Below are 21,465 nucleotides of genomic sequence, written 5' to 3' on the forward strand. Positions count from 1 at the left end.
TTGGGTCCGGCCGCAAGCAACACAAAACCCCGACGTCGGCACCCACCTTGGGTGCCGACGTCGGGGTTTCACTGCGTTCACTCAGCCCGCGTATACCCGCACGCCGTTGACCCAGGTCTCCACAACCTCGATGCTGCTGATGTCGCCTTCCGGCGCCTCAAGCGGGTCAGCGGCGAGGATCACGAAGTCGGCCAGCTTGTCCGGCTCCAAGGAACCAAGGTCCTTCTCGCGCCCCATGGCCTGCGCACCGTTGATCGTGTGGGCGCGGAGGGCCTCGACGACGTCGATCTTAAGATCGTCCGAGCCCAGTTGGACGCCGGAGCGGGTCTTGCGGGTCACGGACGTCTGGATGGCCTCCAGCGGACGGGGATCGGCCACGGGAGCATCCGAGCTCATCGTCACGGGCACCGCTGCGGCTACGAATTCACCGAGGGGGTTGAAACGCTCGCCCGGCGAACCGATGGCATCCGTGACGCCGGGACCCCAGTTGAAGTAGTGCTGCGGCTGGTTGACGGGGATGATCCCGAGCTCGGCCATCCGGTCGATCTGCTCCAAGGTGGGCAGTCCGCAGTGCTCGATCCTGTGCCGGTGGTCCTCCCGCGGCGACACCGAAAGAGCTTCGCTGACGGCGTCGAGCACCAACTGAATGGCGGTGGGCGATTGGGCGTGGGTCGCCGTCTGCAGCCCGGCGTTGTGCGCCTTGGCGACGAGGGCGCGGTACTCGGCCGGCTCATGGTACAGCGAGCCGGTGCGGCAAGGATCGTCGCGGTACCCCTCCGGGAAGTACGCCGTCCAGCCGCCCAAGGTGCCATCGGCATAGAGCTTGATTCCGGCGAAGGAAAGGAGTGAATCTCCGAACTTGTCCACGAGACCAAGTTCCAGGACCTCGTCCAAGAGGCTCGACAGGAAGTAAGCGTTGATCCGCGTCACCAGTTCACCCCGCTCCACGAGGTCCAGGTAGGCGCCGAATTCGCGCTTGGTCACCTGCGCGTCGCCGATGGTGGTCACGCCGTGGCTGAGGAACTCGCGTTGGGCGTGCAGCAGCTGGGCGCGGTGGTGTTCCTTGCTGTCCCCGAGGTGGAAGTTCGGTCCGTGGTGCCCCAGCTTGACGCCTTCGTCTCCCGTGAGGATGTCGCAAGCGGCGTCGGAGAGTTCGCCCGTCAGCTCGCCGTCGGCGTCCCGGAAGAACGTTCCGCCCGGCGGGTTGGGAGTGTCGCGGTCCACTCCGGCCTTCGCGAGGACGTACGAGTTCACCACTCCGCCGTGGCCGCTCGCGTTCATGACGTACACCTCTCGCGTGGTGGAGACGGTGTCGAACTCCTGCCGCGTGGGATGGCGCTGCTCGGCAAGGTTGCGGTGCTCGTAGCCATAGCCGCGGATCGGGGTGTCCCCCGGGTTGTCGGCCGCCGCCTTCGCCAGCAGTTCAAGCATGGTGGGGATATCCGGTGCCGCCTCGGGGCCGCAATCCACCCAGGACAGCAGTTGTCCGTACATCAGGGGATGCGCGTGCGGGTCGATGAAGCCGGGCACCAATGTGCGGCCCCGAAGGTCGACGACGGCGGGCACCGCCGTCGTGAGCTTAAGCGCCGCATCGCGGCACTCCTGCGGCGTCCCGACGGCGGCAACACGGTTGCCGATGACCAGCATCCCCTCCGCGACGGAGTTCAGGGCGTCGACGGTCCGGATGCGGCCGCCGTAGAAGAGCGTCGAGGCGGGAGCCACGGCTGAAGTTTCATGGGATGCCAGGAATGACATGGAAATGACCTTTGCGTGTTGAAGTTTGCGGTACGGCCGGTACTCAGCGGGCAGATGCCAGCTCGAACAACGGGGTGTCCGGGGCTCCGCTGCGGGCTTGGGAAATGACGTTCTGCGCCTGGATCCTGACGTATTCGGCCAGCGTGTACTCCGAGAGGAAGCCGACGTGGGGCGTCACGAGGATCCGGGGGTGGCTCATGAGCGGGTGGTCGGCAGGTGCCGGTTCGACGTCGAGCACGTCCAGCGCCGCGCCCCGGATATGGCCGGAGTCGACGGCGGTGCGTAGGGCTTCGTCGTCGATCAGCTGCCCGCGGCTCACGTTCACCAGGTAGCTGCCCTGCCGCATGGTGGCGAGGCTCCCGGCGTTGATGATGTGCCGGGTTTCGTCCGTGAGCGGCATGTGCAAGGACACGACGGCGGATTCTGCCAGGACTTCTTCCAGGCCAGTCCGGCGGATGCCTGCCTTGGCCAGCATCTCCATGGTGGTGGGAGTGTCCGGGAGGTACGGATCGTAGCCGACCACCTCGCCGAAGACGCCGGAGGCAAGTTCCCCGAGACGGCTGCCGATCCGCCCGAGTCCGATCAGCCCCAGCCGCTCCTGGCTGAGGCGGAACACCGTGTTGTCCGGGCGGCCGTTCCAGTCGCCCTCGGCCACGCGTCCCTGGAAGAACGGGATTTCGCGCGTGATGGCGAGGGCAAGCGCGAGCGCGTGCGAAGCGACTTCCTCGGTGGCCACGCCTGGAAGGTTGCTGACCCAAATGCCCCGCTCCTTGGCGGCATCCAGGTCAACGTTGTCGAAGCCCATCGAGACCAGCGCGATGATCTTCAAGCGCGGGATGGCGTCCATGACCTCGGCGGTCACGGGCGCGTAGCCCACCAGCAAGGCTTCGGCGTCCTTCGCCTGCTCCGCGATGACCACTGGATCCTGGGTGCCGAGGTACCGGACGTCGTAACCGTTGTCTTTGAGCAGTGCGACGCCGGCGGAATAGTCGAGGTCTTCCATGTCCGTGTAGACGGCGAGGGGGCGATGCTTAGTGGACATGGCTCAAGAACTTCCTGGTGCGTTGGTGCTGTGGGTTGTCGAAGAACTCGTCCGGGGTTGCTTGTTCCACGATCACGCCGCTGTCGAACAGTGTCACTTCGTCGGCCACCCGTCGGGCGAAACGGACTTCGTGGGTGACGACGATCATGGTCATGCCGTCGTTGGCCAGGCTTTCCATGACGTCCAGGACTTCTCCGACCAACTCGGGGTCAAGGGCGGAGGTCGGTTCGTCGAAGAGGAGGACGTCCGGGTTCATCACCAAGGCGCGGGCGATGGCCACGCGTTGCTGCTGGCCGCCGGAGAGTTCCGACGGAAAATGCCCGGCGCGGTGCGAGAGGCCGACGCGCTGGAGCATGGCCATGGCCTGCTCCTCGGCTTCTTTGTGGTGGATCCCCTTGACGGAGGTCAGCCCGAGCATCACGTTGCGGCAAGCCGTCAGGTGCGGGAACAGGTTGAACTTCTGGAAGACCATGCCGATGTTGCGGCGTTCCTTCGCGAGTTCGCGTTCGGGGAGGGCCACGGCTCCGCTTGCTTTCTCGCGGACACCGATGCGCCGACCGCGGAGCCGGATCTCGCCGTCGTCGGCTGGTTCAAGGAGCGCCATGAGGCGCAACATCGTGGACTTGCCGGAACCGGAAGGGCCGAGCACTGCTTTGACTTGTCCCTGGCGGATGTCGAATTCGACCCCGCGCAGGACGTGCTGGTCCTGGTAGCTCTTGTGGAGGTTCCGCACGCTCAGTACGGGATCGTTGGTGGACCAGGTTTCCGGCATGAGTTCCGGGCCGCTGTGGGTCATGACTGCACTCCTTGGCCGACTGGTTCCAGGATGGAAGGCTTCTTGGATTTGGACCGTGACGTCCAGACGAATTTCTTCTCCACGTAGCTTTGGAGAAGCGTCAGAAGGCTCACGATGATGAGGTAGTAGACGATTGCCGCGGCGTAGTACTCGGCGTAGCGGAACGTGATGTTCACTCCTACCTGGGCCGTGGTCAGGAGTTCCTGCAGGGAAATCACGGAGGCCAGAGAGGAGAACTTCACGAGGCCGATGAACTCATTGCCTGTCGGAGGCAGTGCGGTACGGATGGCCTGCGGCAGGACAACTTTGAGCATGACCTTGACGGGCGACATCCCAAGCGCCCTGCCGGCGAGGGCCTGTCCGTCGTCGATGCTAAGCAATGCCGACCGGATGATTTCCGCCATGAAGGCCGCCTCCACGATGCCCAGGCCGATGAACGCGGCAATGAACGGGGAGAACCAATCCTGGCGGAGGACGGGAAAGAGCTGCGGCAAGGCGTTCCAGATGATGAGCAACACCAGCAGCGCGGGGATGGCCCGGAAGAACCAGGTGTAGATTCCTGCGACGCCCTGGGCGATCCGGCTGCGGGAGGTGCGTCCCAGTGCAACCGCGAAGCCGATGGCCGTGGCCAGGATGAGTGAAAGCACCGCGACGGCCACGGACAGGAAAGCCCCGGACAGGTAGCTCGGATTCACGAGTTGTTGGACGAAGATGTTGACGTCGAATTCCATCACCAACTCCTTTCGCTTGAGGTGGCGGAGGCCGCAGCGCTGTTGCGGCCCCCGCGGGAAGGATGGCTAGGGGACGTCGACGATCGTGGGGTCCAGCTTGTTGTCCGTGGCGATCTTGCCCAGGGTGCCGTCCTGGTGGAGTTCCTTGAGCGCCTGCGCGATGGCGGGAGACAACGGATCGTTCTTGCGGGTGAACACGCCGAAAGTGGTGTCGGCCGGGAAGACTCCGGGGGCCACTGCCAGCTTGCCTTCGTTCTGGCTGGCCATGTAGGCGGCCGCCACATTGGTCTCGATCAGGGCCTCGGACTTGCCGTTGATGACAGCCAGCACCGTTTCAGCAGTCTTGGGGTATTCGGTGAGCTTGGGCTCCTCCTTGCCGGCTTTCTTGCACTCGTCCTTGAGCGCAGTGATGCGGGCGGCGTTGGAGGAGGCACTCTGCGCTGCGACGGAGTGGCCGCACAGATCCAGCGAGGTCTTGTAGTTCCCGGCGCTGCTTGGGGCGGCGAGGATCGCGGGACCCGCGTTCATCACTGCCGAAGCGTCTGCGACGTCCAGGCGAGCCTTGCTCATGTACAGGCCGCCGAAGATCGCGTCGCAGCGGCGCGTCTGGAGTCCCGGCATGAGGCCGTCGAACGTAGTGACCTCGAACTTGGCATCGACGCCCCAATGCTTGGCGAGCGCCCGGGCGGCATCGGCGTCGAACCCTACGATGTCACCGCTGGAACCGTTGGCGTAGTACTCCAGCGGCGCGTATTCGGGGTCGATACACAGGGTGAGCTTGCCGCTCGTGGTGAGTCCCTTCGGCGCGGTGGCCGGAGCTTGCCCCGTGGAACTGGGGGAAGCCGCGGCGGAGCAGCCGCTCAACAGCAGGGCCAACGCAGCGGCCGCCAAAGCGGGCTTCGTGAACTTGAGCATGTGCAGATCTCCAATTGAACTGTTGGGGTCGCGTGGAAACGCGAGTCGGAGTGCGCCGATGTGGCGTTGATCACGATGCTAGCGAAAAAGCTACGCAAATCAAGCGAATCAGTTGTTTAATATGGATGTGACACAGTTTTTGTACGTTTATATTATTTTTTGACTCCAAATCACTTGCGCGTTGCTTGAGTCGTGAAAGTATTAAGTACGACGGCGGCGCTCGGCTTGCCGGGGCGCCGCACCTTCGCTGAGCAACCCCTGCCGCGGCCCCGAAGACAAGGCGGTTATTGTGAAGACCATGCATGATCTGGACGACAGGCTGATCCGCCTGCTGCAGGCCGATGGCCGCGCCTCGTTCAGCGAGCTATCCAAGCAACTGGGCGTGACGCGCTCCGCCGTGACGGCCAAGGTCAATGAGCTCACGTCCTCCGGAGAGCTGCGGATTGTCGCGGCAGTCCATCCACGCCTGCTGGGCCTGACCGCCGTCGCGCACCTCTCCATCCGGCTGAACGGTTCCGCGCGCGCGGCCCTGGAGAAGCTGAGCCAATTGGACGGCGCCGTCTTCGCCTCGCTGACCACGGGCAAATACGGCATCATCGCCGAACTCCGCCTGCCCACTGTGGAAAGGCTCTACGAAGACGTCGAGGCGATCCGGCTTTGCGAAGGCGTGGCTGCCGTCGATGTCCTGATGTACAAAGAGGTGGTCCGCAGCCTCTTCCTCGGCAAGGAACCGCCGGACCCCCGGCTCGAGCTTGATCAGGCGGATCTGCTCCTCATGAGCGAGTTGCAAGTGGACGGCCGGCTTGGTTTCGAGGCCCTCGGCGAACGGATCGGCCTCTCGGCAAGCGCTGCCAGGATCCGGGTCCTTCGCCTGCTGGAAGCCCGCGTCATGCAGATCGGCCCTATCCGGAGCCGCTCCGGTTCCTCGCGGTCCATGGCCTTTGGCTTCGGAATCTCGACTGCGGCCGGAACCGAGGAGGCAATCGACTTCTTCTCGGCGACGCCCGGCGTAGAGTTCATCGCCAGTTGCCTCGGCAGGCACGACCTCGTGGCCACCGTGGGCGTCAGCTCGCTGGACGAAATGTACGAGATCCTGGACAAGGTGCGCGCGATGGACTCGGTGGCAAGCGTGGAGTGCTGGTTGCACCTGAAGATCGTCCAGGAACGGTACGCCAAGCCCCTCGACAAGATGCTCGCGACAAAAGCCCAATCCAACGGCCACTGACCCCCGGCCCCTCTCTTGCGACGCTCGCTCACAAACAACGCCTCCCGGGCCGACGCTCGCTCACATGACCGGCCCTTTTCGGCCAGAAGTGAGCGGGCGTTTGGGATTTGGCCGCCACATGTGAGCGAGCGTCAGGCTTTGGCGATTGCTTCTTCCAGTGCGCCAAGGACGAGCGTCACCGATGCCCTGTTGGCATTCGGACCCATCATGCCGATCCGCCACACGGTCGACGTAAACGCACCCGCCCCGGAGCCGATTTCCATACTGAAGTTCTCCAGAAGGTAAGCGCGGACGGCGGCCGAGTTCACGCCGTCGGGCACTTTGACTGTTGTGAGGCTCGGCAATCGCGAGCCCTCGGCGGCAAACAGCTCGAGCCCCATCGCCTCGAGGCCATCCCGCAACTCAGCCCCGGCCGCACGATGCCGGGCCTGAACAGCCGCGAGCCCTTCCGCCAAGATGCGGTCCAGCCCTGCCTCGAGTCCGGCAATCATGGTCACCGGCGCTGTGTGATGATACGTCCGGCTGCCGCTCGCCGCACCAACATACCCGCCCAGAAGGCCGATATCCAGGTACCACGAACGCGGCTCCTTGATGCGCCGCTCGAACGCGCGCTCGGACACCGTGAAGGGGGACAAACCGGGAGGCGCTCCCAGACACTTCTGCGTCCCGGCGTACCCGACGTCGATCCCCCAGCCGTCAGCCAGGAGTTCCAGCCCGCCGATGGACGTCACCGCGTCCACGATCAGGAGCGCGTCACCCTTGCCGGCGCCGAGGGGCGCGACGTCGGACAGGACACCTGTGGAGGTTTCGGCATGGACGGCGGCAATCACTTTGGGATGGGGGTGCGCTGCGAGGACCCGCTCCGGATCCACGGGCTGGCCCCATTCATGGTCGACGCGGACCACGGTGGCACCGCATCGCCGGGCAACCTCACACATCCGCTCCCCGAAAAGCCCGTTGACGGCAATTACCGCCACGTCGCCGTCGGACACTGTATTGACGAAGGCAGCCTCCATGCCGCCGGAACCAGTGGCACTCAATGGCAGGGTGCGGGCGTTCCGGGTCCCCCACACTGTCCGAAGCCCGGCACATGTCCGGTCCAGTCGCTCGATGAACACCGGATCCAAGTGCCCGATCACCGGATAGGCCAACGCGGCAGTCACTTCCGGATAGCAATTGCTCGGCCCCGGTCCGAAGAGATACCGGGAAGTCAGGACCTCTGGCATGGCGGAACTCCTTTGGCTCGTTGCTGACATTGTCCACCAGACGGCAAACGTGAGCGAGCGTTTCGGTAGAACCCGGCAAACGTGAGCGAGCGTTTCGGGAAAGGGCACCAAAGGTGAGCGAGCGTTTCGGGAAAGGGCAGTGCGGGGCCCGGAGGACCGGGGTGCGGTATTCTCTTGACACCACGGCAGTCATTGGATTCACTATTACGTATGCTGAAATAACAGTTCCATGATGTGGAAGGCCTGGAGTGCGGAGGCGCACAGGTCCATCCGGCAGGAATCGCCGGAGTTCCGCATAGCCAACACCATGGATGCCAGCACTCGCACGAGGAATGAACAAGCATGAAGCTTGAAGTATTCAACAGCGTGGACCGTGCGGACGCCATCGACGTCCTCCGCCCATGCCTCGACATCCAGCGTTGGGTGGAGCACGTCGCAGATGCGCGCCCCTTCAACGGCTTGGACTCCTTGCTCGATTTCGCCCGGGAAACCGCCGAACCCTTCACCTCGGACGAAGTGGCGGCGGCGATGGCCCACCATCCCCGGATCGGCGAACGGCCCAAGGCCCAGACCACCGAAGCCGCGATGTCCCGCTCCGAACAGGCCGGCGTGGACCCCGGCGATGACGGCGTCGTCACCGCTTTGGCCGAAGGCAACCGCGAGTACGAGGCCAAGTTCGGCCGCGTCTTCCTCATCCGGGCCGCGGGGCGGACAGCCACCGACATCCTCGGCTCCCTCCAAGAGCGCCTGGGCCACACCGCGGAGCAAGAAGACGTCATCGTGGCAGGCCAGTTGCGCGAAATCGCGTTACTGCGCCTTGCCGGCGTGATCAGCGAAGCCAGTGTCAGCAGCGAAGGAGTGCCCAACAAATGAGCGTTTCCCAGATCACCACCCATATCCTGGACACCGGTTCGGGGCGCCCGGCGGCCGGCGTCGCCGTCGTTCTCTCCGTGCGCGACGGCGACAACTGGAAGCACGTGGCGAGCGGTACCACCGACGCGGACGGCCGGATCAAGGATCTCGGCCCTGAGAAGGTCGACGGCGGCAGCTACCGCCTCAACTTCGCAACAGGTCCGTACTACAAGGCACAAGGCGTGGACACCTTTTTCCCGGAAGTGGACTTGAGCTTCACGGTGTCCGACGCCGGCGAGCACTACCACGTGCCCCTCCTGCTCAGCCCCTTCGCGTTCTCCACATACCGAGGCAGCTAACCTGTCCCATCGATTGCTCCCCACCGGCTCCCAACCTTCGCAAGCTCAGGTCGGGGCCCTCGCCGGCGTGGGCCTACGTAACAGTCGTTTTCAGGCTCCAAAAGGACCGTTACGGAGCAATCGATGGAAACTAGTCGATCGGGGTGACGTAGGCTCCCGAGATGCCGCCGTCAACCATGAAGGTCGACGCGGTAATGAACGAGGCGTCGTCGCTCGCCAGGAAGGCTACCGCAGCGGCCAGTTCCTCGGGCTCGGCGAAGCGACCAAGCGGCACGTGGACCAAACGGCGGGCGGCCCGCTCCGGATCGGAGGCGAAGAGTTCCTTCAGCAAAGGAGTGTTGACAGGCCCGGGGCACAATGCGTTGATCCGCACACCCTTGCGCGCGAATTCGACGCCCAGTTCACGGGTCATGGCAAGCACGCCGCCCTTGGACGCGCTGTAGGAGATCTGCGAAGTTGCCGCACCCATCACGGCCACAAAGGACGCGGTGTTGATGATCGAGCCCTTGCCTTGCTCCAACATGTACGGCAGCGCGTATTTGCAGCAGTAATAGACGCTCGTCAGGTTGACCTCCTGGACCCGGCGCCAGGCGTCAATTCCGGTGTCGAGGATGGATGCATCGTCCGGCGGCGAAATACCCGCGTTGTTGAACGCGATATCCGCGCTGCCGTAGTGGCTCTTGGCTGCGGCGAAAAGGTCGATGACTTCCTGCTCGTCAGTGACATTGACCTTCACGAAGATGCCATCGACGGCGGCCGCTGCAGCTTCCCCTGCTGCCGGATCAATGTCGGCTATGACCACGTTGGCACCCTCCGAGGCGAAGCGCTTTGCCGTGGCCAGGCCGATCCCGCTGCCGCCACCGGTGATAACGGCTGTGCGGTCCTTGAGTCGGTGTGAAATGAATTCGGTCATGGTGATCTCTCCTTGAATGATGGGGCTTCCAAAGTTGGTGGGTTCAGTGCGCGATGAAGACGTTCTTCACTTCGCTGAAGGAATCGAGCGCGTCAGGACCCAGTTCGCGGCCCAGGCCCGATTGCTTGAAGCCGCCGAACGGCGTCGAATACCGGACTGAAGAGTGCGAGTTCACCGAGAGGTTTCCGGCATCCACTCCGCGGGCCACACGCAAGGCCCGGCCAATGTCTTGGGTCCAGATGGATCCGGAGAGGCCGTATTCGGTGTCATTGGCAATCCGTACGGCGCCCGCCTCGTCGTTGAAAGGAACGACGACGACGACGGGTCCGAAGATCTCCTCACGCACCGCCGGATTGTCGAACGAGTCGGGCGCCAGGACCGTGGGCGGGAACCAGAATCCCGGCCCTTCCGGCACCTCGCCTTGGAAAGCAATGGGAGCTCCCGAGGGCACAAATCCTGCGACGGTTTCCCTTTGCCGGGCGGAAATCAAAGGCCCCATGACGGTACTTTCATCCGCCGGGTCGCCGACTTTGACAGCCCGAACAGCGGGCTCCAGGAGTTCCAAGAAGCTGTCATAGGCCGATCTTTCCACCAGGATCCGGGACCTGGCGCAGCAGTCCTGTCCGGCATTGTCGAACGCGCCGCCGGGAGCGGCCGCAGCAGCGGCCTCAAGGTCGGCGTCGGCGAACACGATGTTCGCGCTCTTGCCACCCAACTCGAGCGTCACGCGCTTCACTTGGTCAGCACAACCGGCCATGATCTGCTTGCCAACCCCGGTTGACCCGGTAAAGACGACCTTTCGCACCGCAGGGTGGGTGACGAATCGCGCCCCCACTACGGAGCCCTTCCCGGGGATGATCGTCAGCACGCCGTCGGGCAGGCCGGCCTCGCGCGCCAGCTCACCCAGCCTCATCGCCGTCAGCGGCGTAAGTTCCGCGGGCTTGAGTACCACTGTGTTGCCTGCCGCGAGCGCCGGCGCGAAGCCCCACGCCGCGATCGGCATGGGAAAGTTCCACGGCACAATGATGCCAACCACGCCCAGCGGCTCGTGGAAGGTCACATCGAGGCCTCCGGCAACCGGGATCTGCCGCCCGAAGTGCCGCTCAGGAGCCGCCGAGTAGTAGCTGATGACGTCGCGCGCATTGCCCGCTTCCCAGCGGGCGTTGCCGATCGTATGCCCCGCGTTGCGGACTTCCAATTGTGCGAGGTTCTCCAGATCGGCGTCGACGGCGGCCGCGAACCGGCGCAGGAGCAGTGCCCGGTCCGACGGCGACACTTTCCGCCAGGTCTCAAAGGCGGCGGCCGCGCGGGCAATCAGCGCGTCCGTTTCGGCGAGGGATGCCAGTTCTACGGTCTGAAGGAATTCTTCGGTGGCCGGATTGATGATGTCAAAAGTCGTGGCACTCACGCCCAGCTCTTTTCTGTCGCTGTGGTTTCCGTCGAGGGATCGGGGAGCTCAACGTAAAGCCCGCCCTCCCGGTACCTTCTGGCTGCGTCAATGAATCCTTCAAAGAGGCGCAAGTCGGAAGGATTTTGTTCAGGATGAAACTGAACGCCCAACGCCCAACTTCCCTGGGTGGACTCGACGGCTTCCACCGTGCCGTCAGCCGCGCGCGCCGTGACGCAAAGACCGTCAGCCACCCGGTCCAGAATCTGGTGGTGATAGACCGGCGCCGATGCCTTTTCGCCTAGTAGTTGCGCGCTGATGCTGCCCGGCCGCGTATCGAACTCAACCTCCCCGTAGACTCCGGGAGCAGGTTGGTAGTTGGCCTCCGGCAGCACGTCAGGCACATGTTGGATGAGGTTTCCGCCCAAGGCCACGTTGAGGATTTGAGCACCGCGGCAGATCGCAAAGAGCGGAATGCCCTTCTCCAATGCGGCCAGCGTCAACGCGATGTCGTGCTCGTCCCGCGCGGGCTGGCTGCGAGTGCTTGGGTGGGGCTCGGCGTCGTAATTTCCGGGGTCGACGTCGGCGCCTCCCACCACGATCAGGCCATCGACGAGGTCAAGGACGGAAGTATCGGTGCCGATGGGCGGCAGCAGGAGAGGGGTGCCGCCTGCCCCCACCACGGCTTCCAAATACGTTGCTGGCAGCACTGCTGCATGCGCGTCCCAAATCCCCCATTTTGCGTTTTGAAGGTAGGTAGTGAGGGCGATGCGAGGAGGCCGGTTTGAACCTGGAGCTTGCGTCTGGATCATCGCTCTACAGCCTTTCGAAGCCGCGGCGGAGCTCCCAGTCCGTGATGGCGGACTCAAAAGCTGCCAGTTCGACGTCGGCGTAGTTCACGTAGTGCCGGACTACTTCCTCGCCGAAGACTTCCTTGGCGATCACGGAGTTGGCGAACAGGTCCCGCGCTTCCCGCATCGTCGTCGGAACGGTGGGAGCGCCCGAGGTGTAGGCGTTGCCGGTGGTTGCCGGTTCGAGTTCGAGCTCGTTTTCGATTCCGTAAAGACCGCCGGCGAGCATGGCCGACAACGCCAAATACGGGTTGACGTCGCCCCCGGGCAGCCGGTTCTCCAGCCGCGCGCTCTGCCCATGCCCCACGAGGCGCACCGAGCAGGTGCGGTTGTCGAGGCCCCAGGCCACCGCCGTCGGAGCGAACGAGCCTTTGACGAACCGCTTGTAGGAGTTGATGTTGGGAGCGTAGAAGAGCGTGAATTCCCGCATTGTGGCCAGCACGCCGGCGATGAAGTGATCGTAGGTCTTGGTGCGGGCGCCGGTGGCCCTGTCCCAGAAGACCAGCTCATCGTCGAGCCCGCGAAGGGAGAGGTGGATGTGGCAGGAATTGCCCTCGCGTTCGTTGGGCTTGGCCATGAAGGTAATGGATTGGCCCATGTCATGGGCAATGTCCTTGGCCGCCGTCTTGTACACGGAATGGTTGTCCGCCGTGGTGACCACCTCGTCGTACTTGAACGCGATCTCGTGCTGGCCGAAGTTGCATTCACCCTTGGCTGATTCCACGGTCATGCCCGCTGCGTACATCTCGTTCCGGATCCGGCGGAGCAGGGGTTCCACGCGGCCGGATCCCAAGAGCGAGTAATCCACGTTGTATTGATTGGCCGGCGTGAGGTGCTTGTAGTCGAGGTCCCATGCTTGCTCGTACGAGTCGTTGTAGACCACAAACTCAAGCTCGGTTCCGGCGAGTGCCTTCCAACCGCGCTCGGCCGCCTTGGCCGTCTGGCGCTTGAGCATGGCGCGGGGTGAAACGGAGACCGGAGTGCCGTCGGTCATGGACAGATCGCACTGGATCAGCGCACTCCCCTCGCGGTAGGGAAGGACACGGATGGTGTCCAAATCCATGTCGAAGAGCATGTCTCCATAGCCCTTTTCCCACGAGGAAATGTCATAGCCATCCACGGTGTTCATTTCGGTGTCCACGGCGAGGAGGTAATTGCAGCCCTCGGTGCCATGCTCCAGCACGGAATCCAGGAAGAATTGCGCGTGGAGTAGCTTGCCCTGAAGCCTGCCCTGCATGTCGGTGAAGCCGAGAATCACGGTGTCTATGGTGCCGTCGCCGATCTGCGCCTTGAGTTGCTCAACGGTGAGCATCCGGTCATTGCGAGGGTGAGCGGTGGTTTTCACGGTGTTCGAAATGTCGTTCATGGTGCTGCTCATTTCAGTAGTCCCTTGAGTAGTGCGGCAGTGGACTCGCAATGCAATTCCATGACGCTCCGGGCCGCTGCAGGCTCCCCGTCGAGGATGGCCTGCACTATCAATCGATGTTCTTGGTTTGAATGTTCGATGTTCCGCTGCAGGAAGGGGATTTCCGCCAGGAACTCGTGGATCTTTGTCTGGATGGTGGTGCTGGCTTTATTGAGCTCGGATGACCCCGCAACAGCGGAGAAAGCCAGGTGAAGGCGGGCGTCCGCTTGCCTGTATTCCACCGGCGAACCCGCGTTTTCAACCTCAGCCAAGGAATCGGTCAGAAGCCGCCGCTGATCCTCGCTGAGCCGCATCGAAGCCGCCCGCTGGCAGGCTCCCGGTTCGATCACCGAGCGGAAGATGAGGATGTCGCTCATTTCCTCCTGCCGGTCCTTGTTGTCGAGACGCTCCGGCGGCCGGGCGTTGCCGACCGGTTCCACGATGGTTCCGCCGCCCCTCCCACGGACGGTCGTGACGAAGCCCGCGGCGCGCAACGCGCTGATCGCTTCCCGCAGCGTGGCCCGGGAGACCTGCATGCGCTCGGCCAAATCGCGCTCGGGCGGGAGACGCTCGCCGGTTTTGAAGATCCCCAACTGGATTGCCGATCCCAAGTGCTCGACGCATGACTCGAAGGCCATGTGTCCGCGCACGGGAAGCAAGACCGTCTCCAGCAGGGGCGATTCAATCGGTTCGGCGAACAACATGGTGGCCTTCCTTGGTGGGAGGCCGCCGGCGAGAACCGCCGGCGGCCCGCGTGTGTTGCTAGTTGAGCAGCTTATCGGCGTCGATCGTCAAGTGCTCCTGTTCGGCACTCGTCATGAACGTCCGGCGCCCCGTGGTGTACCAAAGCACGGTGGCAAGGAGGAACACGACCACGACGGCGATCGGCGCGTAGTTGAACGTGTCGATGGTGATGTCTGCGACGGGCGGAAGAACGAAGAGGATCACGATGATGGCGACCCACACAATCGCTATCCAGTTGATGATGGGACTCCATTTTCCGAGGTGCCACGGGCCTGGTACGAAGCTCTTGTTGAGCCTGCGCAGCAACACCGGGGTGATGTACGCGATGTAGAGGCCGATGACGGCGACGCTCGTCACGGCAAAGTACGCGGTGGTGTTGAACAGTGCGGGTGAAGCGAGCACGATCGCGCAGCCCACGCAGAGCCAGATGGAATTTGTGGGTGTGCCGCTCCGGGCGTTGACTTTGGCCCAGATACGGGAGCCTGGCAGTGCATTGTCGCGGGAGAAAGCGTAGGTCATGCGTGAGTTGGCGGTCACTGACGCCATGCCACAGAAGAACTGCGCGCCCACCACGATGGCGAGCAGGAATTTCGCTACGCCAGGGTTGCCAAGTGCATCCAGGAAAATCTGTGCCGGCGGCAAGCCGGTTGGCGTGGCACCTAGGGTGGTGAGACCCTCCTCTGAGCCGTTCGGGATCGCCGCGACGAGTGAGTAGAGCAGAATCCAGCCACCAATAATGGAGATGACCACGCTCATGACAATCCCCTTGGGAGCAGCGATGGCTGCGTTCTTGGTCTCTTCGGCAACGTGGGCCGAAGCATCGTAGCCGGTGTAGGTGTACTGCGACATGAGCAGGCCCATAAGGAAGACGTACGGTCCGAAGGTGAAGCCGGTTTCGTTGTGCCATGCCGTCATCGTCCAGTCGAAGGACTGGTGGCTCGTGGGCATGATCCACAGCGCTGCCACGATGATCGCGACGCCCACAATGTGCCACCAGGCGGAGACATTGGACAGGAAACTGACAATCTTGACGCCGAAACTGTTCAGCAGGGCGTGGATGATCATCAGGACAACGAACAGCGCGAACGTACCGCCAGCGGTGGGCTCGACGCCGAAGGTGAGCGCCGCGAAAGCCATCATTGTTGTGGCGCAGCCAAAGTCGATTGCCGCCGTGACGGCCACTTCCCCGAGGAAATTGAACCAACCGACGTACCAGGCCCAGGCCCGCTTGTTGCGTTTGGCGAGCCTGCCGGCCCAGAAATAAAGGCCACCGGCTGTCGGATATCGCGAACAAACCTCGGCCATGGAAAGTGCCACGCACAGGACCAGGAGGCCAACGATCGGCCAACCCACATTGATGGCAGCCGGGCCGCCGGACTTGAGCGCAATGCTGAAGGAGGTAATGCAGCCAGCCAAGATCGAAATGATGGAAAACGAAACTGCGAAGTTGGAGAAGCCGGACATGCCGCGATGTAGCTCTTGCTTGTAGCCAAGCTCGGCGAGGGCCGCAGCATCTGCGTCTTGCACAGCCTGCACCTTCGCTGCCGTAGAACGATCACTCATGATTATTCTCTTTCTAAACGGAAGGGGGGAACGGGCCGACACCGCTCGCATCGATGGTGACCCACTTCACACCAGTCTGTCAATGGTCTGACTTCAGACCACAAACCAACCTCCTCGGAACGGTAAGCTGGAAGGCATGGTTTCTGAGGGCGCGAACGCCGACGGCACATCGCAAAACAGCACGTCACACAACAGCCCGGCACGCAACGCCGCGGCAGACAACGGCACTCCGGAACGCCGCGGGATCACGGTCCGGCGCGCACCGAAGTTCGTTCCCTTCATGGGCCTGGGCGGGGTGCTCGGCATCATCGTTGCCGCATTCGTTGCCTACGGGATCCCCGGCGACGAGAGCTTCGACACCGGGGCGGTCTTCGGGTTCTTCCTTGTCTCTTTTGCCGCTGGAGGCGTTCTGCTCGGTGCCATCGCGGCCCTCGTGCTCGACAAGGTCAGCGTGCGGCGTTCCCGTCGCGCCGTCGTCGAGTCCGTACCCGACAGCACAGAGGACGACGCCGAGGGATAGGATCCCGGTCACAATGCCGCGTGAGGGAAAGTACCACGCCAACATCATGCGACAATTGACCAGTGGCACGTGGCGACGGAAAACTTTCTCATGATCTTCTCCCCGACGAAAAAGGACCTCAGGACGCTTGTGGCGTCTTCGGGGTCTGGGCGCCGGGCGAAGAAGTAGCAAAACTGACCTATTACGGGCTGTATGCGTTGCAGCACCGCGGACAAGAATCGGCTGGTATTGCTACCAGTGACGGCAAGCGCATCAATGTCTACAAGGACATGGGCCTCGTGTCCCAGGTCTTCGACGAGACAACCCTGAACACCCTCACCGGGCACCTTGCCGTCGGCCATTGCCGCTACTCCACCACCGGAGCAAGCCACTGGGCAAACGCGCAGCCCACCCTGGGCGCAACCGCCACCGGCACCGTTGCCCTCGCGCACAACGGCAACCTGACCAACACCGCTGAGCTCCGGGAAATGATCCTCGAACTCAACGGCGGCCAGCTGACCGGCGAAATGAAGCAGGGCAACACCTCGGACACCGCCCTGGTCACCGCCCTCCTCGAAGGCGAAGAGGGCAAGACCCTCGAACAAACCGCGCTTGAGCTGCTTCCCAAGATCCGGGGCGGCTTCTGCTTCGTGTTCATGGACGAAGGCACCCTCTACGCTGCCCGGGACACCTTCGGCATCCGGCCCTTGTGCCTTGGCCGCCTCGAGCGCGGTTGGGTTGTCGCCTCGGAGCAGTCCGCCTTGGCAACCGTCGGCGCGAGTTTCATCCGCGAGATCGAGCCCGGCGAGTTCATCGCCATCGACGAGAACGGCGTCCGTTCCCAGCGTTTCGCGGAAGCGACGCCGGCCGGTTGCGTTTTCGAGTACGTCTACCTTGCGCGCCCCGACGCTTCGATTGCCGGACGCTCCGTGTACGAGTCCCGCGTGGAGATGGGCCGCCAGCTGGCCCGCGAGAACACCCAGGTAGCGGACATCGTCATCCCGGTGCCTGAGTCCGGAACTCCGGCGGCAGTGGGCTACGCCGAGGAATCCGGCATCCCGTTCGCGCACGGCTTCGTCAAGAACTCCTACGTGGGCCGCACGTTCATCCAGCCCTCCCAGACTCTGCGCCAGCTCGGCATCCGGCTCAAACTCAACGCCCTTGAGTCCGTGATCCGCGGCAAGCGTGTGGTGGTAGTGGATGACTCGATCGTCCGCGGCAACACCCAGCGCGCCATTGTCCGGATGCTCCGCGAGGCCGGTGCCGCAGCCGTGCACATCAAGATCTCCTCCCCGCCCGTGCAGTGGCCGTGCTTCTACGGCATCGACTTCGCGTCCCGCGCCGAACTGATCGCCAACGGTGCCACCATCGAGGAAATCTCCCAGGCCATCGGAGCGGATTCGCTGGCCTACATTTCCGAAGACGGCATGATCGGCGCTACCCAGCAGCCGCGCGAACGCCTCTGCACCGCCTGCTTCACCGGCCAGTACCCCATCGCCCTTCCGGGTTCGGACAAACTGGGCAAGAACCTCCTGGAGCGCACCGACCTCGGCGGGCTGCCGACGTCGGGCATCTCCGCCGAAGCCGTAACCGCGGACTCGGACGACCCGGCCAACAAGCCCGGCGCCACGGGCTGCGACCCCGGACCCGACGCCGAGTTTGAGAACCTGCTGACCGACGCCGATAAGAAAGAGTCTGTATGACCTCCGCATCCTCCGCCGCTGAGAACACAACCGGCATCACCTACGCGTCCGCCGGCGTCGACGTCGAAGCGGGCGACCGCGCCGTCGAACTCATGAAGGACGCCGTCAAGGCGACCCACAACAGCTCAGTGCTCGGCGGCGTCGGCGGTTTCGCCGGCCTGTACGATGTCTCGAAGCTGCTCACCTACAAGAAGCCGCTGCTCGCCACGTCCACCGACGGCGTCGGCACCAAGGTTGCCATCGCCCAGGCCATGGACATCCACGACACCATCGGCTTCGACCTGGTCGGCATGGTGGTGGACGACATCGTCGTGGTCGGCGCCGAGCCGCTCTTCATGACCGACTACATCGCGTGCGGCAAGGTTGTCCCCGAGCGCATCGCGGACATCGTCCGCGGCATCGCGGCCGCTTGTTCCGTGGCAGGCACTGCCTTGGTGGGCGGCGAAACCGCTGAGCACCCGGGCCTGCTGGGTGAGCACGAGTACGACGTCGCCGGTGCAGCTACGGGTGTTGTCGAAGCCGACGCCCTGCTTGGCCCGGACCGTGTCCGCGCCGGCGACGTCGTGATCGGCATGGCATCCTCCGGCCTGCACTCCAACGGCTACTCCTTGGTCCGCCGCGTGATCAACCACGCCGGCTGGGCACTCGATCGCCAGGTCTCCGAACTCGGCCGCACCCTGGGCGAAGAACTGCTGGAGCCCACCCGCGTCTACGCCGCCGACTGCCTGGACCTCGCCCGCGCATTCCCGGTCAGCGGCCTGGGTACTGCGCCCGGCGCCGTGCACGGCTTCAGCCACGTCACCGGCGGCGGCCTCGCGGCCAACCTTGCCCGCGTCCTGCCTCAAGGCCTCGTGGCCACGGTTGACCGCGCCACGTGGGAACTGCCGGCCATCTTCAAGCTGGTCTCCGAGCTCGGCAATGTGCCGCTGGCCGACCTTGAGCGCACGCTCAACCTCGGCGTCGGCATGGTGGCCATCGTTTCCCCCGAAATCGCCGACGCCGCCGTGGCGCGCCTCAATGAGCGCGGCTTGCCGTCGTGGGTCATGGGTACCGTGGCTGCGGACTCCGACTCGATTATCAAGAGCGGCCCGGACTACGTCCAGGGCGCCAAGGGCGTCGACGGCGGCGCCGTGCGCCTCGTGAACACCTATGCATAACGGTTCTTAATGCAAACGAGTGCCCACCCCCTTGCCGATCCGGCAGTCGGGTGGGCACTCTTGTTTAGGGCTTAGTTGCTTTCTGCGGCCATGACGCTGAAGGCGGCTCCGGCGGGATCGCCAAGGACTGCCATGCGGCCGACACCGGGGACATCGAAGGCCGGCGCGAAGACCTGGGCCCCGAGCTCGACGGCCTTCGCTACGGATTCGTTCACGTCCGCAACATAGAAGTAGGTCATCCAGAACGGCGGCATACCCTCCACAGGCTGCTTCATGGCGCCGCCTACGGACTTCCCGTCCACCACGAACTGGGTGTATTCCTGCAGATCTCCGGCCGCGGCCGTCTCGCTGGCGCATCCCGTCACGGATTCATAGAAGGCCACGGCCTTGGGGACGTCGTTTGTCTGCAGTTCATTCCAGACCACCGTGCCGGGTTCATTGACCAACCCGGCGCCATGGTGGTTTCCGGCCTCCCAGAAGCCGATCTGCGCACCCGTGGGATCGGCGGCGAAGAACATCCGCCCGCTCCCGTTGGGGACGCTGTCCGGCGGGAAGAGGACGTTTCCGCCCGCCGCCGTCACGCGCTCAGCGGCCTCATCGACCGAATCGACGGCGAGGTAGTTGCCCCAAAAGGACGGCGCCCCTGCCGCAGCCATGTCCGGCATCTGCTGCATCATGCCCGCTACGTAGCGCTCCTGCAGCTTGGCCATGTAGTAGGTCATGCCGTTGCCGGCATCCATCGAGTCCAATTCCCAGCCGAACAGATCACCGTAGAAGGCCTTGGAAGCCTCAATGTCCGACGACGAAAGGTCCACCCAACACGGAGTTCCCTGCTTGTAGCTATCAACCTGCGGCATTGCTATCCCTTCGTTGAATAGCCGGCTGGCGCCGGCGGATACCACGTTCAAAGTAGTACGGGGGTCCGACACTGACAACAGCCGGCGCCGGTGGACCCCTCAGGAACGTTCTATGCGTGAACAGTCCGGCCGGTGAACGCGACCAGGCGCTCCAGGCTGGATGCCGTCTCGGCGACTTCCTGGGCCGGCGCGAAGCTGCCACTCGCGCGGACCTGCTCGCTGATGGTGTTCTGCGCGAGGACCTCGACGTAATCGGTCAGCTCATCTGCCACCGAGACCTCGAGGCCCAGGGCCTTGGAGAAGTCCCACGCGTGGACCAGGAACTCGAGGTTGAGGATCGAGGCGACCATCGTGGCCGGCAGTTCGGCGAAGCCCATGTCGATGGTGCCTTCAAGGCCGCGGCGGTGGAAGGCTTCGAGCGCGGGCTGCGCAAGGTCGGCGATGCGCACTTCAGGCGACTTGCCGGAGTCGTCGGCTACTTCGGCGCCCAGGGCCTTGGCGATGCCTGCAATCGATCCGGCGAGGTGGTCAAGCAACTGCGAGACGTTGAAATCGGCGCACGGGGTCTGGGTCTGCGCGTCGGTTTCCGTGACGTGCGCCAGCACGCGCTGCACAATGGCAAGCGTGGCGTCCGCGGAGGTGAGCTCGTTGAGATCGGCGGGGGCTGCGGCCCATTCGTCGGCACCTGCGTCGCCCGCGGAGGCGGCAGCGAGGAGGCGGTCGAGGTAGTGGTTCCAACCCTCGGAGTGGCCCGCAAGGGCTTCCGCCGTCGGCAGTCCCTCGTGCACCAGACGCACCGTGGTCCCGCCGTCGGCCGGCTCAAGGGTGATGGCTACGGTGGAGACGTTGTCCGCCGGCGCTTCGGGCTGCTCCCAGGCCCAGGTGAAGACGACGCGCTTGCCCGGCTCGATTTCGGTGAACGTTCCGGCCGCGTGGTGACCCGGGGTGATGGTCCAGCGGTATTCACCGCCTACCTTCAGGTCGACGCGTGCCGCAACGGTCTGCCAGCGGCGGAGGCGTGCGGGCTGCGTGATGAGTTCGAACGCCTGGTCGACGTTGAGGGGAAGAAGAACGGTCTTGTCGTAAATCATGGTGATTCCTCTGATGTTTGAAGGCGGTCGGTGGTGAAGTGTTGTGCGTCCGCGAGGAGCATGTCCAGCTCAGCGGTCCAGAACTGCTCAAAAAGCATCCGGAGTTCTCTCATGCCGCCGTGATCCAAGCGGTAGTAGCGGTTGCGTCCCTCTTTGCGGGCCGCAACGAGGCCTACCTGCTCCAGCAGCAACAAATGCTGCGAGACGGCGGATCTGCTTACCGTGAATTCGCCAGCCAGCTCCGTCACGGTCCGCTCGCCCGCCGCAAGCAGGTGCAACAGACGCCGCCTGTTCGGCTCCGCGGCAACTTCCAGTGGGTCGAGCATGGTTAATACGTTAGCCGTCACTAACACATTCCGTCAAAGGCTTCCGCTTGGGATTCCTGGCCGACTTT

General features: G+C 63.9%; 21 protein-coding genes. 6 read left to right on the forward strand and 15 right to left on the reverse strand.

All coding sequences use genetic code 11. The features are described 5' to 3' along the window. Nucleotides 1-81 precede the first annotated feature (81 nt). From KNN17_RS16955 to KNN17_RS16975, 5 genes are all read right to left on the reverse strand, one after another. On the reverse strand, nt 82-1,755 hold the full coding sequence (locus KNN17_RS16955) for an amidohydrolase (RefSeq protein ID WP_241710124.1): 1,674 nt from the start codon (nt 1,753-1,755) through the stop codon (nt 82-84). Between the two features lie 43 nt (nt 1,756-1,798). Then, nucleotides 1,799-2,797 carry a C-terminal binding protein gene (locus KNN17_RS16960; RefSeq protein ID WP_241710125.1) on the reverse strand — a complete coding sequence of 333 codons (999 nt, stop codon included), beginning with the start codon at nt 2,795-2,797 and terminating at the stop codon, nt 1,799-1,801. Then, nucleotides 2,787-3,593 (reverse strand): amino acid ABC transporter ATP-binding protein, encoded by an 807-nt coding sequence (locus tag KNN17_RS16965; RefSeq protein WP_308196836.1) that lies wholly within the window; start codon nt 3,591-3,593, stop codon nt 2,787-2,789. Before KNN17_RS16965 ends, KNN17_RS16960 begins: the two co-directional genes overlap by 11 nt. Beyond that, nucleotides 3,590-4,324, reverse strand: a complete 735-nt coding sequence (locus KNN17_RS16970; RefSeq protein ID WP_241710126.1) for an amino acid ABC transporter permease — start codon at nt 4,322-4,324, stop codon at nt 3,590-3,592. Before KNN17_RS16970 ends, KNN17_RS16965 begins: the two co-directional genes overlap by 4 nt. A 66-nt stretch (nt 4,325-4,390) precedes the next feature. After that, on the reverse strand, nt 4,391-5,239 hold the full coding sequence (locus KNN17_RS16975) for a transporter substrate-binding domain-containing protein (RefSeq protein ID WP_241710127.1): 849 nt from the start codon (nt 5,237-5,239) through the stop codon (nt 4,391-4,393). 298 nt (nt 5,240-5,537) lie between these two features. Here KNN17_RS16975 and KNN17_RS16980 point away from each other — a divergent pair, with 298 nt between their 5' ends. After that, nucleotides 5,538-6,464: an Lrp/AsnC family transcriptional regulator gene (locus KNN17_RS16980; protein WP_241710170.1), complete on the forward strand. Its 927-nt coding sequence runs from the start codon at nt 5,538-5,540 to the stop codon at nt 6,462-6,464. A gap of 131 nt (nt 6,465-6,595) precedes the next feature. Here KNN17_RS16980 and KNN17_RS16985 read toward each other — a convergent pair whose 3' ends face one another. Next, nucleotides 6,596-7,690, reverse strand: coding sequence for a pyridoxal-phosphate-dependent aminotransferase family protein (locus tag KNN17_RS16985; RefSeq protein ID WP_241710128.1), 1,095 nt, complete (start codon nt 7,688-7,690; stop codon nt 6,596-6,598). Between the two features lie 342 nt (nt 7,691-8,032). Between KNN17_RS16985 and uraD the strand changes: the two genes are divergently transcribed. Together uraD and uraH are read left to right on the forward strand one after the other, a co-directional pair. After that, a complete protein-coding gene (uraD, locus tag KNN17_RS16990; protein WP_241710129.1) occupies nt 8,033-8,563 on the forward strand; it encodes a 2-oxo-4-hydroxy-4-carboxy-5-ureidoimidazoline decarboxylase in 531 nt (176 codons plus the stop codon). Next, entirely contained in the window at nt 8,560-8,901 is a 342-nt protein-coding gene (gene uraH, locus KNN17_RS16995) for a hydroxyisourate hydrolase (RefSeq protein ID WP_241710130.1), read from the forward strand. The genes uraD and uraH overlap by 4 nt, the downstream gene beginning before the upstream one ends. A gap of 130 nt (nt 8,902-9,031) precedes the next feature. On the opposite strand, the gene KNN17_RS17000 is transcribed toward uraH, so the two are convergent. Genes KNN17_RS17000 through KNN17_RS17025 form a run of 6 tightly spaced genes read right to left on the reverse strand, consistent with a single transcriptional unit; the run spans nt 9,032 to nt 15,764 of the window. Further along, a complete protein-coding gene (locus KNN17_RS17000) occupies nt 9,032-9,814 on the reverse strand; it encodes a 3-oxoacyl-ACP reductase (protein WP_241710131.1) in 783 nt (260 codons plus the stop codon). A 43-nt stretch (nt 9,815-9,857) separates the two neighbouring features. Then, the gene (locus KNN17_RS17005) at nt 9,858-11,222 is read right to left on the reverse strand and encodes an aldehyde dehydrogenase family protein (RefSeq protein ID WP_241710132.1); all 1,365 of its coding nucleotides are present in this window, start codon (nt 11,220-11,222) and stop codon (nt 9,858-9,860) included. After that, nucleotides 11,219-12,013, reverse strand: a complete 795-nt coding sequence (locus KNN17_RS17010) for a gamma-glutamyl-gamma-aminobutyrate hydrolase family protein (protein WP_241710133.1) — start codon at nt 12,011-12,013, stop codon at nt 11,219-11,221. Before KNN17_RS17010 ends, KNN17_RS17005 begins: the two co-directional genes overlap by 4 nt. A 4-nt stretch (nt 12,014-12,017) precedes the next feature. Beyond that, nucleotides 12,018-13,430, reverse strand: coding sequence for a glutamine synthetase family protein (locus KNN17_RS17015; protein ID WP_274619743.1), 1,413 nt, complete (start codon nt 13,428-13,430; stop codon nt 12,018-12,020). Beyond that, nucleotides 13,427-14,161, reverse strand: coding sequence for a FadR/GntR family transcriptional regulator (locus tag KNN17_RS17020; protein WP_078107478.1), 735 nt, complete (start codon nt 14,159-14,161; stop codon nt 13,427-13,429). Before KNN17_RS17020 ends, KNN17_RS17015 begins: the two co-directional genes overlap by 4 nt. Before the next feature lie 58 nt (nt 14,162-14,219). Continuing rightward, nucleotides 14,220-15,764 carry an amino acid permease gene (locus KNN17_RS17025; RefSeq protein ID WP_241710134.1) on the reverse strand — a complete coding sequence of 515 codons (1,545 nt, stop codon included), beginning with the start codon at nt 15,762-15,764 and terminating at the stop codon, nt 14,220-14,222. A 136-nt stretch (nt 15,765-15,900) separates the two neighbouring features. Here KNN17_RS17025 and KNN17_RS17030 point away from each other — a divergent pair, with 136 nt between their 5' ends. From KNN17_RS17030 to purM, 3 genes are all read left to right on the forward strand, one after another. Beyond that, nucleotides 15,901-16,284 carry a hypothetical protein gene (locus KNN17_RS17030; RefSeq protein ID WP_241710135.1) on the forward strand — a complete coding sequence of 128 codons (384 nt, stop codon included), beginning with the start codon at nt 15,901-15,903 and terminating at the stop codon, nt 16,282-16,284. A gap of 62 nt (nt 16,285-16,346) precedes the next feature. After that, nucleotides 16,347-17,966 (forward strand): amidophosphoribosyltransferase, encoded by a 1,620-nt coding sequence (gene purF / locus KNN17_RS17035; RefSeq protein ID WP_241710136.1) that lies wholly within the window; start codon nt 16,347-16,349, stop codon nt 17,964-17,966. After that, nucleotides 17,963-19,123: a phosphoribosylformylglycinamidine cyclo-ligase gene (gene purM, locus KNN17_RS17040; RefSeq protein WP_078107475.1), complete on the forward strand. Its 1,161-nt coding sequence runs from the start codon at nt 17,963-17,965 to the stop codon at nt 19,121-19,123. The genes purF and purM overlap by 4 nt, the downstream gene beginning before the upstream one ends. Before the next feature lie 71 nt (nt 19,124-19,194). Here purM and KNN17_RS17045 read toward each other — a convergent pair whose 3' ends face one another. From KNN17_RS17045 to KNN17_RS17055, 3 genes are all read right to left on the reverse strand, one after another. Further along, the gene (locus KNN17_RS17045; RefSeq protein ID WP_241710137.1) at nt 19,195-19,980 is read right to left on the reverse strand and encodes a VOC family protein; all 786 of its coding nucleotides are present in this window, start codon (nt 19,978-19,980) and stop codon (nt 19,195-19,197) included. A 110-nt stretch (nt 19,981-20,090) separates the two neighbouring features. Beyond that, nucleotides 20,091-21,071, reverse strand: a complete 981-nt coding sequence (locus KNN17_RS17050) for a TIGR03086 family metal-binding protein (RefSeq protein WP_241710138.1) — start codon at nt 21,069-21,071, stop codon at nt 20,091-20,093. Then, the gene (locus KNN17_RS17055; protein WP_241710139.1) at nt 21,068-21,397 is read right to left on the reverse strand and encodes an ArsR/SmtB family transcription factor; all 330 of its coding nucleotides are present in this window, start codon (nt 21,395-21,397) and stop codon (nt 21,068-21,070) included. The genes KNN17_RS17050 and KNN17_RS17055 overlap by 4 nt, the downstream gene beginning before the upstream one ends. Between the last annotated feature and the right edge of the window lie 68 nt (nt 21,398-21,465).

The sequence above is a fragment of the Arthrobacter bambusae genome (assembly GCF_022606295.1).
In the GTDB taxonomy this organism is placed as follows: Bacteria; Actinomycetota; Actinomycetes; order Actinomycetales; family Micrococcaceae; genus Arthrobacter; species Arthrobacter bambusae_A.

Excerpts from the sequence above, each read along its gene's own strand:
- KNN17_RS16980 (WP_241710170.1), top strand. The coding sequence starts at position 5,538 with ATGCATGATCTGGACGACAGGCTGATCCGCCTGCTGCAGGCCGATGGC.
- KNN17_RS16975 (WP_241710127.1), bottom strand. The coding sequence starts at position 5,239 with ATGCTCAAGTTCACGAAGCCCGCTTTGGCGGCCGCTGCGTTGGCCCTG.
- KNN17_RS16960 (WP_241710125.1), bottom strand. The coding sequence starts at position 2,797 with ATGTCCACTAAGCATCGCCCCCTCGCCGTCTACACGGACATGGAAGAC.
- KNN17_RS17000 (WP_241710131.1), bottom strand. The coding sequence starts at position 9,814 with ATGACCGAATTCATTTCACACCGACTCAAGGACCGCACAGCCGTTATC.
- uraD (WP_241710129.1), top strand. The coding sequence starts at position 8,033 with ATGAAGCTTGAAGTATTCAACAGCGTGGACCGTGCGGACGCCATCGAC.
- KNN17_RS16970 (WP_241710126.1), bottom strand. The coding sequence starts at position 4,324 with ATGGAATTCGACGTCAACATCTTCGTCCAACAACTCGTGAATCCGAGC.
- uraH (WP_241710130.1), top strand. The coding sequence starts at position 8,560 with ATGAGCGTTTCCCAGATCACCACCCATATCCTGGACACCGGTTCGGGG.
- KNN17_RS17030 (WP_241710135.1), top strand. The coding sequence starts at position 15,901 with ATGGTTTCTGAGGGCGCGAACGCCGACGGCACATCGCAAAACAGCACG.
- KNN17_RS17010 (WP_241710133.1), bottom strand. The coding sequence starts at position 12,013 with ATGATCCAGACGCAAGCTCCAGGTTCAAACCGGCCTCCTCGCATCGCC.
- KNN17_RS17055 (WP_241710139.1), bottom strand. The coding sequence starts at position 21,397 with ATGCTCGACCCACTGGAAGTTGCCGCGGAGCCGAACAGGCGGCGTCTG.
- KNN17_RS17050 (WP_241710138.1), bottom strand. The coding sequence starts at position 21,071 with ATGATTTACGACAAGACCGTTCTTCTTCCCCTCAACGTCGACCAGGCG.
- KNN17_RS17045 (WP_241710137.1), bottom strand. The coding sequence starts at position 19,980 with ATGCCGCAGGTTGATAGCTACAAGCAGGGAACTCCGTGTTGGGTGGAC.
- KNN17_RS17020 (WP_078107478.1), bottom strand. The coding sequence starts at position 14,161 with ATGTTGTTCGCCGAACCGATTGAATCGCCCCTGCTGGAGACGGTCTTG.
- KNN17_RS16965 (WP_308196836.1), bottom strand. The coding sequence starts at position 3,593 with ATGACCCACAGCGGCCCGGAACTCATGCCGGAAACCTGGTCCACCAAC.
- KNN17_RS16985 (WP_241710128.1), bottom strand. The coding sequence starts at position 7,690 with ATGCCAGAGGTCCTGACTTCCCGGTATCTCTTCGGACCGGGGCCGAGC.
- KNN17_RS17025 (WP_241710134.1), bottom strand. The coding sequence starts at position 15,764 with ATGAGTGATCGTTCTACGGCAGCGAAGGTGCAGGCTGTGCAAGACGCA.
- KNN17_RS16955 (WP_241710124.1), bottom strand. The coding sequence starts at position 1,755 with ATGTCATTCCTGGCATCCCATGAAACTTCAGCCGTGGCTCCCGCCTCG.
- KNN17_RS17015 (WP_274619743.1), bottom strand. The coding sequence starts at position 13,430 with ATGAGCAGCACCATGAACGACATTTCGAACACCGTGAAAACCACCGCT.
- purM (WP_078107475.1), top strand. The coding sequence starts at position 17,963 with ATGACCTCCGCATCCTCCGCCGCTGAGAACACAACCGGCATCACCTAC.